Genomic DNA, 16327 nt, shown 5'->3' on the forward strand with positions numbered 1-16327 from the left:
CAGGTAAAAACCTCTTTTACATGAACAATTTGAAGCTAGTATCAAGATTGCAGGTCTTAAAAAATGCGAGGAGAATCCTAAAAAATCCCTTACCCTTTCATCATGAAAATTTTGAGCAATACGGGGATTGTTTTAAAGTACAATTAAGCACCAAGGAAATAGTCCTTTTTACCAGAAGCCCGGGCCTAATAAAGCATATTCTACAAAAGCAGCATAAGAAGTTTATAAAATCCCCTTTGCAGACCGTAGATTTGGCCAAGTATATTGGTCATGGTATTTTGACCTCCAATGGTGAGCATTGGCGCACACATAGAAGAATGGTGCAGCCGGCTTTTCACAAGAAGAAACTCCATAATTTAATGGGGGTTATGCGGGAAGCTATTCTAATGGAGCTGGAACGAATAAAACCAGGCAAAGTACAGGATGTTTTTCCGCTTATGGGCGATCTTGCCTTTCAGGTTGTAGCCAAATCTCTTTTCAGTAGTTCTGATATAAGGGAGAGAATGTCGCGACTCCAGGATATTACTGAAGCCAATCAGCGCATGTTGATCAAGGAAATGCGCCAACCTTATCTAAAATGGTGGTATAGGCTCAGTGGTGAAATTAATAGGCATTTGCAATTGGCCGGAGAGGGAAAGAAACTCCTTTTGGAAATTATTGAAGAAAGGAGAAGTTCAAGTGTGGAAATCGATGATTTGTTGGATATGCTTCTTAGGGCTCGATATGAAGATGGTTCCCCCATGCCGGATGGCCAATTGCTGGATGAGGTGTTGATTCTTTTTACAGCGGGTCACGAAACTACGGCCAATGCACTTAGTTTTACCTTATTTCTCCTGGCGAAACATCCCCATGTTCAAGAGCAGGTTTATGAGGAAGTTTCCATGATAAATTTTGAAGATGGCAATGTGGATCTTGTGCAGGGTGTAATGCAGCTTCAATTGGTTAAACAATGCTTGGAGGAGGCGTTACGCTTATATCCCCCAGCTTATGTTATTGATAGGATAGCCACGGAAGATGATTTTTTTGAAGGGATTTCGCTTCCAAAGGGCACGCTGGTACTTATGTCCATTTACGAATTGCACCGATATGGCAATTTTTGGGAAAGGCCACTGGAGTTTGAGCCCAGTCGTTTTGGAGGTGCCGATAAAAAGGATTTTGGAGACTATTATTATCCGTTCGGGGCAGGTCCAAGAATGTGCGTAGGCAATAATTTCGCCATGTATGAAATGATCATTGCCATAGCGGAAATGGTAAAGAAATATAAAATATCCAGTACTTTGGAAAACTTGGAGATCAACCCGTTAATTTCCCTTAAACCAAAGAGTGTACCTTTGCTTTTTGCCAAACGATAATTTTTGAACAACACCCATAAACATACCCAGATGATCAAAGCCGAAGCCAAGCGCCTCGGCTTTCTGTCCTGCGGTATCTCAAGGGCAGAATTTTTGGAAGAGGAGGCCCCAAGATTGGAAAAATGGCTCGAGAAAAATATGCATGGGGAAATGGGTTATATGGAAAACCATTTCGACAAGCGCTTGGATCCTACCAAATTGGTTGAAGGTTCAAAATCTGTCATTTCCCTTCTTCTAAATTATTTTCCGGATCAATCCCAAAACGAAAATGCCTATAAAGTCTCAAAATATGCCTATGGTCATGATTACCACCATGTTATTAAATCCAAACTGAAGGAACTACAAGAATTTATTGCCCAAGAAATAGGGGAGGTGCACGGCAGGGCCTTTGTAGATTCCGCCCCCGTCTTGGATAAGGCTTGGGCGGCAAGGAGCGGTCTGGGGTGGATTGGAAAGCACAGTAATCTACTGACCCAACAGGTGGGGTCTTTTTATTTTATTGCCGAACTGATCGTTGATTTGGAATTGGGGTACGACCATAGGGTAACGGATCATTGTGGTACTTGTACCGCCTGTATTGACGCCTGTCCCACGCAAGCCATTGTAGAACCTTATGTGGTAGATGGTAGCAAGTGTATTTCTTACCTTACCATAGAATTAAAGAATGAAATCCCTTCAGAATTCAATGGAAAAATGGATGATTGGATGTTTGGCTGTGATGTGTGCCAGGATGTATGCCCTTGGAACCGCTTCTCCAAATCCCACCGTGAACCTTTATTCAATCCCAATCCCGAATTATTATCCATGACAAAAAAGGACTGGGAGGAAATAACGGAAGATGTTTTTAAGAAGGTGTTTCAAAAATCGGCCGTAAAACGCACTAAGTTTTCCGGATTAAAAAGAAATATCGAATTTCTGAAGTAGGGCATAAGTAAAATTAATACTGGATCAATATCGCTATGCGAAATTATTCCTCTTCTTGGTAGAGCGTGTCCGGCCTTTTGCGGAGGTTAGGGGAGGCCAACCCCTTGATATGGTTGCTAACTTTATATGAATTGGGGGAAGGTTTTAAATGGTTGGTCATTAGCGTTGGGGAATTTGAAAATTGTTTTTCCGCACCACTTTTAAAACTATGAGAGATTACCTTTTTAAATCCTATTTTTTTAAAGAATACTGTTAACTTTGCTATTCTAAACAACATTATATGAGCAAGCAAAAGACTAGAAGGGAAGCATTGGTTTATCATGCCAAACCACAACCTGGGAAAATAAAAATAGTTCCTACCAAACCTTATGCAACCCAAAGGGACTTAGGTCTTGCCTATTCGCCCGGCGTTGCCGAGCCCTGTCTTGAAATTGCGAAAAACAAGGATAATGTTTACAAATACACTGCCAAAGGAAATATAGTGGCCGTTATATCCAATGGTACTGCGGTTCTAGGGTTAGGTGATATTGGCCCCGAAGCTTCAAAGCCGGTGATGGAAGGGAAGTGCCTGTTGTTTAAGATTTTCGCCGATATAGATGGAATAGATATTGAATTGGATACCACCGATGTTGAAAAATTCATAGAGACCGTAAAGATAATAGCCCCAACTTTTGGAGGAATAAATTTAGAGGATATAAAGGCTCCAGAAGCTTTTGAAATTGAAAGACGTTTAAAGGAAGAACTGGATATTCCCGTGATGCACGACGATCAACACGGAACGGCCATAATCTCGGCCGCAGCGCTACTGAACGCATTGGTGCTAACGGATAAAAAAATAAGTGATGCCCGCATTGTAGTCAGTGGAGCAGGGGCAGCCGCCGTTTCCTGTACCCGTTTGTACAAAGCCTTTGGGGCGTTGGACAAAAATATAGTAATGTTGGATAGCAAAGGGGTTATCCGCTCTGACCGGGATAATCTGACTTCGGAGAAATTGGAGTTTGCCACGGATAGAAAAATCGATACTTTGGAGGAAGCCATGAAAGACGCTGATGTTTTTATTGGGCTTTCGATAAAAGATATCGTTTCCGCAGAAATGTTATTATCCATGGCTAAAGACCCCATAGTGTTTGCTATGGCCAATCCGGATCCTGAAATAGATTATAATCTGGCCATAAAGACTAGAAAGGACATCATTATGGCCACAGGAAGGTCTGACCATCCTAATCAGGTGAACAATGTTTTGGGATTTCCTTTTATTTTCAGGGGGGCTTTGGATGTTAGGGCCACTAAGATAAATGAAGCTATGAAAATGGCTGCGGTAAAGGCTTTGGCCGAACTTACCAAAGAGCCTGTTCCGGAACAGGTAAATATCGCGTATGGACAAACAAGGTTGACCTTTGGAAGGGATTATATTATTCCAAAACCATTTGATCCCAGATTGATTTCAGAAATTCCACCAGCTGTGGCAAAGGCGGCCATGGAAAGCGGGGTGGCCAAAATGCCCATCGATGATTGGGACAAATATAGGGAGGAATTATTGCAGCGTTCCGGGAACGATAACAAAATAGTCCGTTTGCTCCACGACCGTGCCAGAATGAACCCTAAAAAAATTGTTTTTGCGGAGGCAGATCACTTGGATGTCCTCAAGGCGGCTCAAATTGCCTACGAAGAAGGATTGGCGACGCCAATTTTATTGGGAAATAAGGTGGTTATTGCGGAATTGATGAAGGAGCTCGAATTTGATGCGGATATTCTAGTTATAGACTCCCATGCCGATGAAACCAACGAAAAGAGAAATCAATATGCAGCCAAGTATTTTGAAAATAGACAACGCAGTGGCGTAAGTCTGTTTGGGGCCCGTGCAAAGATGAAGGAACGCAATTATTTTGCGGCAATGATGGTGTTGGAAGGAGATGCGGACGGAATGATTTCCGGATATTCCAGAGCATACCCTACGGTGGTAAAACCAGTGTTCGAGGTAATAGGAAGGGCTGCCAACGTTAAGAAAGTGTCTACCGTAAACATTATGATTACCGAAAGGGGACCATTGTTTTTAGCTGATACTTCCATTAACATAGATCCCAGTGCAGAGGAAATAGCAGAAATCGCCAGGATGACGGCCAATGTTGCTACCACCTTTGGTTTTAACCCTGTTATGGCGCTATTGTCCTATGCCAATTTTGGGTCTTCAACACATCCCCGTGCTACCAAAGTAAAGGAGGCTGTAAAAATATTGCACGCCAACAATCCCGAATTGGTAGTCGATGGAGAAATTCAAATCGATTTTGCATTGAATAAGGAATTGCACGACGGCAAATTCCCCTTTTCCAAATTATCTGGTAAAAAAGTAAACACCCTTATTTTTCCAAATTTGGAATCCGCAAACATTACCTATAAGTTGCTGAAGGAATTAAACCAAGCAGATTCTATAGGTCCTATCATGGTAGGTTTAAGACGTTCCGTACATATTCTCCAATTGGGGGCCAGTGTTGATGAGATGGTCAATATGACTGCAGTGGCGGTTATCGATGCCCAAGAAAGGGAGAAGAGAAAATTGTCCAAAACACGAAAATAAAACAGTTTAAATAAATTCATGTTTCAAGATCGTCTGGAACTTGAAACATGAAATCAGCTATAGCCAATGATTACCCATTTAAAAGGAAAACTTGTTGAAAAGAATCCCACTTATATTGTTATCGAATGTGCTGGAGTGGGGTATTTTGTGAATATTTCGTTGCACACTTTTTCAAAGATCGGGGATTCGGAAAGCATACAACTTTACACCCATCTTCAAGTAAAGGAAGATTCTCATACCTTGTTCGGTTTCTCCGAAAAGTCCGAGAGGGAAATATTTAGATTACTGTTATCCGTTTCAGGAATAGGATCCAGTACGGCAAGAACTATGTTGTCCTCTTTGTCCCCTGGCCAAATCAGGGACGCAATTGCCACTGGAGATGTGCCTACTATCCAAGGAATCAAGGGCATCGGTGCCAAAACGGCGCAACGGGTAATTTTGGACCTCAAGGATAAGGTTTTAAAAGTCTATGATATTGATGAACTTTCCGCCCCATCAAACAATACAAATAAAGATGAAGCGTTATCTGCATTAGAGGTTCTTGGTTTTGTCCGCAAACAGGCTGAAAAGGTTGTGGACAAAGTAGTTGGCCAAGACCCCGGACTAAGCGTAGAGGACATTATAAAATTTGCGCTTAAAAATTTATAACAAGTTTGAAAAAAGGGGCAAAAATTTATCTTAAATCATCATTTAAGCTTACTATCCTACTACTTATTTTCTTGGGCGCAACGGTAACTTCCTTTGGGCAGGAAATAGAGGGGGAAGATGCAATTGAGCAGGAAGTAGACTCAGTGAAAACTGGTGTTGCTCTGGGGAAACTGAAAATGGAAAACCCGGACAGCATTGTCTCAAAATATACTTATGACCCCAATCTGGATAGATATATCTATACGGTTAGTGTAGGGGATTTTGATATCAATTATCCAATTATCCTTACCCCGGCCCAATACTTGGAGCTTGTTCGCCGAGAAGGCATAAAGTCCTACTTTAAGGAAAAAATAGATGCCTTTTCTGGCAAAAAGGCGGGTAGTGAGGCCGCTCGAAAAAATTTACTTCCCAATTTTTATGTAAATAATAGCTTTTTTGAAAGTGTTTTTGGAGGTAATACCATTGAGGTAATACCACAGGGATCTGTGGCCATGGATTTAGGGGTTATTTGGCAAAAAAACGATAACCCTTCCCTTTCACCACGAAACCGGACCAATCTTTCTTTTGATTTTGACCAGCGGATAAGCCTGAGTATGTTGGGTAAAATAGGGGAGCGTCTGCAGGTAACAGCGAATTATGATACGGAGGCTACCTTTGATTTCCAGAATTTGGTTAAACTGGATTATACGCCTTCCGAGGATGATATTCTTCAAAAGATTGAAGTGGGTAATGTTAGTATGCCACTCAATAGTTCCTTGATTACTGGGGCACAGAGCCTTTTTGGGGTAAAAACCGAATTACAATTCGGGAAGACCAGGGTTACGGCCGTATTTTCGGAACAAAGGTCCCAGAGCAATACAGTGGTGGCACAGGGGGGTGGAACGGTAAACGACTTTGAGCTCAGGGCCCAGGATTACGATGCTGACAAACACTTTTTTCTGGCGCATTATTTTAGGGATAATTACGATGCTGCCCTTGTTAACTATCCTTATATAAGGAGTCAGGTCCAAATTACCAGGCTGGAAGTCTGGATAACCAATAGAAGCCAACAAACGGTGAATATTAGAAATGTTGTTGCTATTCAGGATCTGGGGGAGGCGCAACCGGGAAAAACTAGAATAGGGCAAAACAACGGGGATCCTGCCGGATTCTTTAACAGTTCTGCTGCCGGTAATCTACCTAGAAATGCTGCCAACGATTTTGATCCCCTCCAAATAGGATCGGGAGGTGCCCTAACAAGTAATATTCGTGATATAGCTACCGTGCAAACAGGTTTTAATGTACCTGGATACACCGTAAATCAAGGGTTTGATTATGCTATTTTAGAGAATGCTAGAAAACTGGAGCAGGGAAGGGATTTTAGTTTTAATTCACAATTGGGCTATATATCCTTAAACCAAAGATTGAGCAATGATGAAGTCTTAGGGGTTGCCTTTCAATATACCTTCAACGGGGAGGTTTATCAGGTGGGGGAGTTCGCCAATGGCGGTGTAGATGCTACTACAGTGTCACCCGGAGCGGAAATACCGGTAAATAACAATACACTGATTCTTAAGTTATTAAAGAGTAATATTACCAATGTGGTAGATCCTATATGGGATCTGATGATGAAGAATATTTACGCTACGGGAGCATATCAATTAAGTCAGGAGGACTTTAAGTTGAATATTTTGTATGCGGAAACCACTCCTAGAAATTATATTACACCAGCGGAATCAGGGGTTGGTTCGGGATGGCCAACGACCCCCAAGCCATTGGAAGATAGGATATTGTTGGATGTGTTTAATCTGGATAGGTTAAACGCATATAATGATCTTCAAAGCGGAGGGGATGGTTTTTTTGATTATGTGGAAGGTATTACCATAGACTCTCAAACGGGGAGCATTATATTTACCAAAGTTGAACCTTTTGGAGAATACTTATTTAATCTTCTGGGTGGAGGCACCTATGATGTGGATAATGATCAAGGTTACAATGTTAACCAACAGAAGTATGTCTTTCGGAATATGTACGCACTTCCTACAGCGGCTGCGCAACAAGATGCGGATAAGAATAGGTTTATACTAAAAGGAACCTATAAATCACAAGGCACCAATGGGATTCCTATTGGAGCATTTAATGTTCCACAAGGATCGGTAAGGGTAACGGCCGGGGGTAGACAGCTGCAGGAAGGCATTGATTATACCGTAAATTACCAGTCTGGTACAGTGCAGATTTTGGATCCAAGTTTGGAGGCATCCAATACACCTATCAATATTTCGGTGGAGAACAATGCAGTCTTTGGACAGCAGACCAGACGTTTTACAGGTGTAAATGTGGAGCATCAGTTTAATGAGAATTTTGTGCTGGGAGGTACTTTGCTGAACCTGAATGAAAAACCTTTGACACAGAAATCCAATTATGGAATAGAGCCGGTAAACAATACGATATTTGGATTGAACAGTAATTTTTCGACGGAAGTTCCATTTTTGACCAGGTTGGTGAATAAATTACCAAATATAGATACGGATGTACCTTCCAATTTGTCCGTTCGTGGCGAAGTTGCCTTTTTAAGTCCTAGTTCACCCAAGAATGCCGATTTCGAAGGGGAAACCACAACTTATTTGGACGATTTTGAGGGGGCGCAATCGCTCGTTGATATCCGTTCCTTTCTTGGTTGGTCCATGGCTAGTCCGCCAGTGGAATTTGCTACTGCGGCCAATAGCGTGGAGTCTGGATATGGAAGGGCAAAAATGGCTTGGTATACCGTGGATCCCATATTTTATTCCAATCAGCGGCCTACGGCCTTGAGCGATGATGATATTTCAACAAACGAGACTAGAAGAATTTATATACAGGATGTTTTTAATCAGGATGTGGCCCAAGGGCAGACTTTGGCCCAAAATACTTTGGATATAGCGTATTACCCGGAAATGAAAGGTCCGTACAACGCAAATCCTAATTTTGCTACAGAGCAGCCCCAAGATAAATGGGCGGGAATAATGAGATCGTTGAGCAGTACCAATTTTGAGCAGTCCAATGTGGAATACGTCCAATTTTGGGTGTTGGATCCTTATGTGGATGGCATTGCAACAAGTGCCGGGGATTTGGTGATCAACCTTGGAAATATTTCCGAGGATATTCTCCCCGATGGAAGGAAGCAATATGAAAATGGGTTGCCTATAGATCCGGTTTCCAATGATCTTACCTATAAGACATCTTGGGGTAAGGTTCCAGCAACCCAATCCCTAGTGTATGCCTTTGATGCGGATCAGAATAATAGAGGGTTGCAGGATATAGGTTTTGACGGTTTAACCGATGCAGAGGAGGCTACCTATACTTTTGAGGGGGGGATCACTTATAATGGTCCAGCGGAAGACCCAGCACAGGATAATTATGAGTACTTCCTGAACAGGGAAGGTAGTATTTTGGAAAGATATCTAAATTATAATAACCCTGATGGTAACTCCCCAGTACAATTGAGCAATTCCGATAGGGGGTCCACTACCTTGCCAGATGTAGAGGATATAGATAGGGATGGTACCATGAATACGGTTAATAGTTATTACGAGTACCGTATTAATATTAAACCAGGGACCACTATCAATGATAAGTATGTAACAGATATTAAGGAGGGGGTTACCAGGTCCTTGCCCAATGGCAATACCTTGAACGAGCGTTGGATCCAGTACAAGATTCCTTTGTCCGATTTTACCGATGCGGTTGGTGGGATAAGCGACTTTAGGTCCATAAGCTTTATGCGGATGTACCTAACGGGATTTTCAAGTGATGTGGTATTGCGTTTTGCTACCTTGGATCTAGTGCGTGGAGATTGGCGTACCTATGCCAAATCTTTGCAACCGGAGGTAGACGGGGATCCTACCGATGATGGTACCTTGGTGGATGTTAATGCCGTAAATGTTGAGGAAAATGCAGCCCGAACCCCAATACCTTATGTTTTGCCTCCAGGGGTAATACGTGAAAGGCTTAACAATAACAATACTATAATTAGGCAAAACGAACAGTCGTTGTCATTTGTGGTAGAAAACTTGGAATCTCAGGATTCCAGAGGTGTATTCAAAAATTTGGATATTGACGTAAGGCAATATAAACGTTTGAAAATGTTTATGCACGCCGAGGAGATTGTAGCCTCTGATTATGCCGATGACGAGACACCCTTGGTTGGGTTCATAAGGATCGGTTCGGATTTTACCCAGAATTTCTATCAGATAGAGTTGCCCTTGCAGTTAACGCCCCACGGCGCAAGTTCGGAAAGTGAAATTTGGCCAGACGTAAATGAACTGGACCTGTCATTGGATGATCTGTCCAAGGTAAAATCTACCGGAATCGCAGCCCAAACCCTGAGTACCATAAATTACTATGAAATAGATAATGGTGAAGTGGTCCAGGTAAATGAATTTGATCCAAGAACATTGGGCAAATTGCGTATTGGTATACGTGGAAATCCCTCTTTGGGAGGTATCCGTAGTATGATGGTAGGGATTAAGAACGATGATAACCTTCCGGCCAGGGGAGAGGTTTGGTTTAATGAACTTCGTCTTTCCGGATTGGACAATAACGGGGGATGGGCTGCAATTGCCGCCATGGATATGAATATGGCAGATTTTGCAAATGTGTCCGCTACGGGTAGCAAAAGTACCTCCGGATTCGGGGCCATTGATCAAATGCCCAATGAACGGGCACGCGAGGATGCTATTTCCTACGATGTGGTCACCAATGTGAATATTGGTCAATTGTTCCCAAAAAAATGGGGCTTGCAACTACCTTTCAATTACGGTATCTCCGAGCAGATGATTACTCCGGAATTTGATCCTGTCTATGATGATCTAAAATTGGAAGACCGTATAGCGGCTGCCGAAACACCGGAAGATGCCGAGGCAATTAGACAACAAGGAGAAGATTATACCAAGAGGACAAGTATAAATTTTATTGGGGTAAGAAAGGACAGGAGCGAGGAAGCCGAGGCCAATTTTTATGATATTGAAAATTTCACCTTTAATTATTCCTACAACGAAGTGAACCACAGGGATTTTGAGATCGATGAGCTAACGGATCAGAATGTGGTAACGGGCTTTGTCTATAACCATAATTTTAAACCAGTTCCGGTTGAACCTTTTGCCAAGAAGGATTCCTTGTTCACTGGGAAATATTGGAAATGGTTGAAAGATTTGAATTTAAATGTTTTGCCCGCCAGCGTTTCGCTTCAATCCAATATCAACCGATCTTTTAATCAACAAAAGTTCAGGGATGTTTTTGAACCTGGGGTTGAAAAGTTGGATCTGCCATTTCTACAACAAAGAAATTATCTTTTCAATTGGCAGTACGCTATCAATTATAGCCTAACAAAATCGTTGCGCTTAAATCTTACCGCTTCCAACAATAATATTGTTAGGAATTATTTTTCCGAAGACGGAAATCCGGATTCGGAAATCAATCAGGCCCTAGGGTTATGGGACGGATTTTTCGATATAGGGGAACCCAACAGGCATTCACAAGAAATGCAATTGAATTACGAATTGCCCTTAAGTAAAATTCCTGCTTTCGATTTTATTAATGCCCAATATACCTATACCAGTAATTTTGACTGGCAAAGGGGAGGGGATGCCTTACGTGAAGTGGCCGGCGAGGATATAAATACGGTACAGAATGCCAGTACGCATAATTTAACGGCATCTTTGACCATGCAAAAATTCTATGATTTCCTTGGTTTGGGCAGAAAAGATACCAAAGGGGCCGTTGCTAAACCGCTGCGTTTGGATAAAGCGGGCAATCCGGCATCGAATGATAATAATGATCTTAAAAAGTCGTCCAATGCAGGGTATAATGCTTTTATAGATGTGCTTACCATGGTGAAACGTGTAAATGTTACCTATAGCCAAAATAATGGTAAGGTACTACCGGGGTATACCAAGTCTGTTGGTTTCATTGGTACGGCAAAACCGACCATAGGCTTTGTTTTCGGTAGTCAGGCCGATGTTAGGTTTGAGGCGGCAAGAAACGGATGGCTGACTACATTCCCGGAATTTAATCAGCAATATATAGAGAATACCAACAGACAGTTGAATATAACCGCAACGGCACAACCCACAAGGGATTTAACAATAGACCTTGTGGCGGATAGGCAAATGTCCGAAAGTTATCAAGAGACTTTTAATGTGGAGGACTTGGGCGACAGCGCATTTGAATATGTGAACCTTTTGGGGAATAACTATGGCAACTTTAGTATTTCTACTTTAATGATAGGTACCGTCTTCAGTCAAGGGGATGAATTTAATTCGGACAATTTTGAAACCTTCAAGGAAAATAGGATTACGATAGCCAACAGGATTGTTTCAGAAAGAAACCAGGATACCGGGGAGGTGGATGCTGACGGTTTTCCGGAAAGATATGGTAAGACAAGCCAGGATGTTTTGCTACCTGCTTTTTTTGCTGCTTATACCGGTAAGGACCCCAATAAAGTAAGTTTGGATGCTTTTAGAAGTATTCCGATTCCCAATTGGAACATTAAATATACCGGATTAATGCGCAATCCTTGGTTTAAGAAAAAATTCAAGCGTTTTTCCCTAAGCCATGGATATAGATCTGCCTATAGTATAAATTCTTTTCAGACCAATTTAACGCGTACCCAATTGATTAATGAGGGGATGGAGCCAATAAATACGGAAACACAAGATTTTTTACCTGTCAATATTATGAACAATGTGGTGCTAACGGATCAGTTCAACCCGTTGGTGAGGGTAGATTTTGAAATGCAAAACTCCCTTAGTGTTCTTGCGGAAATTAGAACGGATAGGGCATTATCCTTAAGTTTTGACAATAGTTTAATGACGGAGATCACTGGTAAGGAATATACGGTGGGGCTCGGGTATCGTTTTAAGGATGTTAAATTTGTGACCAATATAGGAGGTGAACAACAGCGTTTAAAAGGGGATTTGAATCTTAAGGCGGATGTAACCCTACGGGATAATATTACCATTATAAGGAACTTGGATATAGATAACAATCAAATTACTTCCGGACAAAATTTAATGTCCGTTAAATTCGTTGCCGACTATGCCTTGAGCAAAAATCTAAATGCCCTGTTTTTTTATGATCATTCCTTTTCAAAATTTGCAGTGTCCACGGCTTTCCCACAAACTTCTATAAATACAGGATTTACCTTGAGATATAATTTTGGGAACTAGCCCAAATAAGAAAGGATTGGGCTTAAAGGAATTTAATTTCCAAGTAGGCCAAAAACTTTAAATGAGTTTTTTGATTAACAGGAGATATTCTTTTACATTTGTTTTCTTAACAAATTTAGATAATGAATATACCGTCAGAATTAAAATACACTAAAGACCACGAATGGGTCAGGGTAGAGGGTGATACCGCTATAGTGGGAATTACTGATTTTGCCCAAGGGGAACTAGGGGATATCGTTTACGTTGAAGTGGAGACCTTGGACGAAACCTTGGACAAGGATGAAGTTTTTGGAACGGTTGAGGCCGTAAAGACAGTTTCCGATCTTTTTCTTCCAATCAGTGGGGAAATAATAGCTTTCAATGAATCACTTGAGGATGAGCCCGAAAAAGTTAATACCGATCCTTACGGTGATGGTTGGATCATTAAAGTCAAAATAAGTGATTCGTCGGAAATAGAGAGCTTACTTAGTGACGCGGATTACAAAGAGCTTGTGGGTGCTTAAGAAATATTTTTTTACAATCTTGTTTATAGGCTGGGTGGTGTTCATAACAACGCTCAGCTTATTTTCTTTTGAGGAAGAGAGTATACCTTCTATAGATATTCCGCATTTGGACAAGCTTGTACATTTTACTTTCTATTTTGGATTTACGGCATTGGGTTGTTTGTCCTTTAGGGAAATTGGTCGTAGAAATACCCCGTTGAAGAACGTTATTGTGAAAATAATTCTTTATGCTATTGTTTATGGTATAATTATTGAAGTGTTACAAGGAGTGGCCACAAGAGATAGAGAACCCGATTTGCTAGATGTTTTGGCAAATAGTTTGGGGGCATTGTGCGGGAGTTTTGCGGTAAAATACATTTTCTCTGGAAAAACTCCTTTAAAGTGGATGAAATAGTATTTTTTTTGAGTAATTTGGGGTGTAATCCAAACGGAGTTGTGCAACCTTCTGGTTCTTAGTCAAATGGATATTTGGTATGTGGATTCTGGGAATTGCTCACGATCAAAGCCTTTGGCTACTAATAAAAGGATGCTTTGGAATCCAATTGCCTGTTTGAATTTATTTGTATTTTTTTTAACAAAAAGTTTTAAACAGATAAAATAAATATATAAATTAGCGAACATTAAAAATTAAGAATTATGGAACTTAAAAAGAATCCTAAAGCAGATTTAACTAGAAATAGCGGGCTTTATTTCGTTATTGGTCTTGTTCTGGTTATGGCATTGACGTATATAGCTTTTGAATGGAAGACCTATGACGACGAGAACAATTTTGATTACACTATGAATGTGGAGGATACTTTGGACGAAGAAGTTCCTATGACCGAACAAATTAAAACGCCGCCACCACCGCCGCCACCAGCTGCGCCAGAGATTATTGAGGTAGTTGAGGATGAGGAAGAAGTGGAAGAGACTGTTATAGAATCTACTGAAACCAGTCAAGAGGAAGAGGTAATAGAAGTAGCCGATGTTGAGGTGGAAGAGGTAGAGGAAGATTTAGATATACCTTTTGCGGTTATCGAGGATGTTCCTATTTTCCCTGGCTGTGAGAATGAGCCAAAAAGCAAATTAAGGGATTGTTTTAACTCCATGATGCAGAAGCATATTGGAAAGAACTTCCGCTATCCAGAAATTGCCCAAGAAATGGGGGTTCAAGGACGTGTTAACGTAATGTTCGTTATCCAAAAAGATGGAAGCATCGGGAACGTAAGGATGAGAGGTCCGGATAAAAATTTGGAGGAAGAAGCGGCAAGGATTATTAGTAAATTGCCAAAAATGACTCCAGGGAAGCAAAGAGGTAGAGCAGTTCGTGTACCGTTTAGTATTCCAATTACATTCAAGCTACAATAGTTTAAGTTCATAATATATATAAAATCCCGAGCGAAGGCTCGGGATTTTTTTTGCTCTAGAAAGTTTTAGGGACACCTATTTCATCAAATGGAATAGTGTCTGTCCTTGATTTGTGGTGAAGAAATAGACTTCTCTGGTGGTTAATGGATATAAACATGTTTATTTGGTTGCAAAAAATTCTAATGAGCTGTATCTTTGCAAACCATTTAAAAAAGGTAAATGAAAACAGCGGTCAGTTCAGTAAAAAATACCTCAATAGCGGTATATTTTGCTGACTTTAAAGAAATTACCAAAGCCCGGCTTGCTGTAAGTGTGGTCTTTTCTTCCATAGCGGGGTATTTTCTGGGTGCCGTGGAAATTAATTTTTCGTCGGTACTACTTTTGGCTTTTGGAGGCTATTGTATGGTGGGGGCTTCCAATGCCTATAATCAAGTTATAGAAAAAGACTTGGATGCTCTAATGAGTAGAACCAAGAACAGGCCTATACCAGCGGGCAGAATGTCCGTAAGCATAGCTATGACCATTGCCGTTATAATGACAATCTTGGGAATCGTAGCCTTGTATTTTTTGAACCCCAAGACTGCCATGTTCGGCGCCATCTCCATTTTTTTGTACACAAGCGTCTATACGCCCTTAAAGACCAAAACGCCTTTGGCTGTCTTTGTAGGTGCCTTCCCAGGTGCTATTCCGTTTATGCTGGGATGGGTGGCCGCTACCGATAATTTTGGGATAGAGCCCGGTACCTTGTTTATGATACAGTTCTTTTGGCAGTTTCCACATTTCTGGGCCTTAGGTTGGATGTTGGACGAGGACTATAAGAAAGGTGGTTTTAAAATGCTTCCTACCGGAAAAAAAGATAAGGGTACAGCACTGCAAATAATTATGTATACAGTTTGGATGATGATTATTTCGGTCATTCCGGTTTTTGGTTTTACCGGAAGGTTGCAATTATCCGTGGTGGCGGCAATAATCGTTTTTTTAATGGGGACGGTAATGTTGTTCTTTGCCTTTCGCTTATATGAAAAAAGAGATAATGTTTCCGCTAGAAAATTAATGCTGGCAAGTGTAAGTTATATAACACTAATGCAGCTGGTGTATGTAATAGATAAATTTATTTAATAAGGATGGACTTAACGCAGGGTACGGGAAAGGAAAAAAATGCAAGGGCAAAGAAAATGATGCTCTGGTTTGGAATTGTCAGCTTGCTTATGGGATTTGCTGGTTGGACCAGTGCCTATATCGTTAGTAGCTCTAGGGAAGATTGGATCAAGGACTTGGCTTTGCCATCATCGTTTCTGTTTAGTACCATGGTTATCATTGTTAGTAGTATAACTTATATTATGGCCAAAAAGGCCATAAAACATGATAAGGTTAGGCAATGTACCAATTGGTTGTTGTTGACCTTGGGCTTGGGTATTGCATTTGTAGTATTACAATTTAACGGATTTTCTCAGATGGTGGCCAATGGGTACTATTTTACGGGACCTACTAGCAATATTAAAATGTCCTATGTTTTTTTGATAGCTGCAGTACATATTGTACACGTCGTTGCCGGTATCATTTCCCTTTTGGTGGTTATTGCCAATCACTTGCGCAATAAGTATTCCTCCAAGGAAATGCTCGGGTTGGAATTGGGAGCTACTTTTTGGCATTTTTTGGATATTCTTTGGGTTTATTTAATTCTATTCATGTATTTCGTAAACTAAAATCGGGGTTATTTCTTTGGTAATTAGAAGGTAATATTGGAGGGCTTATTTAGAATGGGTTTTTTTTGCCATTTTTAAAAGGCAAAAA

The 16327-nt window shown here is 41.0% G+C and carries 10 protein-coding genes; all 10 read left to right on the forward strand.

Annotated features, from left to right (window positions below):
* The first annotated feature begins 20 nt into the window (after positions 1-20).
* The 10 genes from MWU84_RS19460 to MWU84_RS19505 all read left to right on the forward strand — a co-directional run bounded on the left by MWU84_RS19460 (position 21) and on the right by MWU84_RS19505 (position 16239).
* Positions 21-1352 (forward strand): cytochrome P450, encoded by a 1332-nt coding sequence (locus MWU84_RS19460; protein WP_246904782.1) that lies wholly within the window; start codon positions 21-23, stop codon positions 1350-1352.
* Between the two features lie 3 nt (positions 1353-1355).
* Entirely contained in the window at positions 1356-2276 is a 921-nt protein-coding gene (gene queG / locus MWU84_RS19465) for a tRNA epoxyqueuosine(34) reductase QueG (protein ID WP_246904785.1), read from the forward strand.
* A 280-nt stretch (positions 2277-2556) separates the two neighbouring features.
* The gene (locus MWU84_RS19470) at positions 2557-4851 is read left to right on the forward strand and encodes an NADP-dependent malic enzyme (RefSeq protein WP_246904787.1); all 2295 of its coding nucleotides are present in this window, start codon (positions 2557-2559) and stop codon (positions 4849-4851) included.
* A gap of 66 nt (positions 4852-4917) precedes the next feature.
* Entirely contained in the window at positions 4918-5499 is a 582-nt protein-coding gene (gene ruvA / locus MWU84_RS19475; protein WP_246904790.1) for a Holliday junction branch migration protein RuvA, read from the forward strand.
* A gap of 5 nt (positions 5500-5504) precedes the next feature.
* Positions 5505-12683, forward strand: coding sequence for a cell surface protein SprA (sprA, locus tag MWU84_RS19480; protein WP_246904793.1), 7179 nt, complete (start codon positions 5505-5507; stop codon positions 12681-12683).
* Positions 12684-12805: 122 nt separating this feature from the next.
* On the forward strand, positions 12806-13186 hold the full coding sequence (gcvH, locus tag MWU84_RS19485; protein ID WP_246904796.1) for a glycine cleavage system protein GcvH: 381 nt from the start codon (positions 12806-12808) through the stop codon (positions 13184-13186).
* Positions 13179-13580 carry a VanZ family protein gene (locus tag MWU84_RS19490; protein WP_246904799.1) on the forward strand — a complete coding sequence of 134 codons (402 nt, stop codon included), beginning with the start codon at positions 13179-13181 and terminating at the stop codon, positions 13578-13580. Before gcvH ends, MWU84_RS19490 begins: the two co-directional genes overlap by 8 nt.
* A 242-nt stretch (positions 13581-13822) precedes the next feature.
* Complete coding sequence (locus MWU84_RS19495) at positions 13823-14533, forward strand: energy transducer TonB (RefSeq protein WP_246904801.1); 711 nt, start codon at positions 13823-13825, stop codon at positions 14531-14533.
* A gap of 219 nt (positions 14534-14752) precedes the next feature.
* The gene (cyoE, locus tag MWU84_RS19500; protein WP_246904803.1) at positions 14753-15652 is read left to right on the forward strand and encodes a heme o synthase; all 900 of its coding nucleotides are present in this window, start codon (positions 14753-14755) and stop codon (positions 15650-15652) included.
* Positions 15653-15657: 5 nt separating this feature from the next.
* Positions 15658-16239, forward strand: coding sequence for a cytochrome c oxidase subunit 3 (locus MWU84_RS19505; RefSeq protein WP_246904806.1), 582 nt, complete (start codon positions 15658-15660; stop codon positions 16237-16239).
* Positions 16240-16327: the final 88 nt, after the last annotated feature.

The sequence above is a fragment of the Arenibacter sp. F20364 genome (genome assembly GCF_023015905.1).
GTDB lineage: Bacteria > Bacteroidota > Bacteroidia > Flavobacteriales > Flavobacteriaceae > Arenibacter.

Bases quoted from the DNA above. Each gene is read 5' to 3' on its own strand.
- MWU84_RS19460 (WP_246904782.1), top strand. From the start codon at position 21: ATGAACAATTTGAAGCTAGTATCAAGATTGCAGGTCTTAAAAAATGCG.
- MWU84_RS19470 (WP_246904787.1), top strand. From the start codon at position 2,557: ATGAGCAAGCAAAAGACTAGAAGGGAAGCATTGGTTTATCATGCCAAA.
- ruvA (WP_246904790.1), top strand. From the start codon at position 4,918: ATGATTACCCATTTAAAAGGAAAACTTGTTGAAAAGAATCCCACTTAT.
- gcvH (WP_246904796.1), top strand. From the start codon at position 12,806: ATGAATATACCGTCAGAATTAAAATACACTAAAGACCACGAATGGGTC.
- MWU84_RS19495 (WP_246904801.1), top strand. From the start codon at position 13,823: ATGGAACTTAAAAAGAATCCTAAAGCAGATTTAACTAGAAATAGCGGG.
- cyoE (WP_246904803.1), top strand. From the start codon at position 14,753: ATGAAAACAGCGGTCAGTTCAGTAAAAAATACCTCAATAGCGGTATAT.
- MWU84_RS19505 (WP_246904806.1), top strand. From the start codon at position 15,658: ATGGACTTAACGCAGGGTACGGGAAAGGAAAAAAATGCAAGGGCAAAG.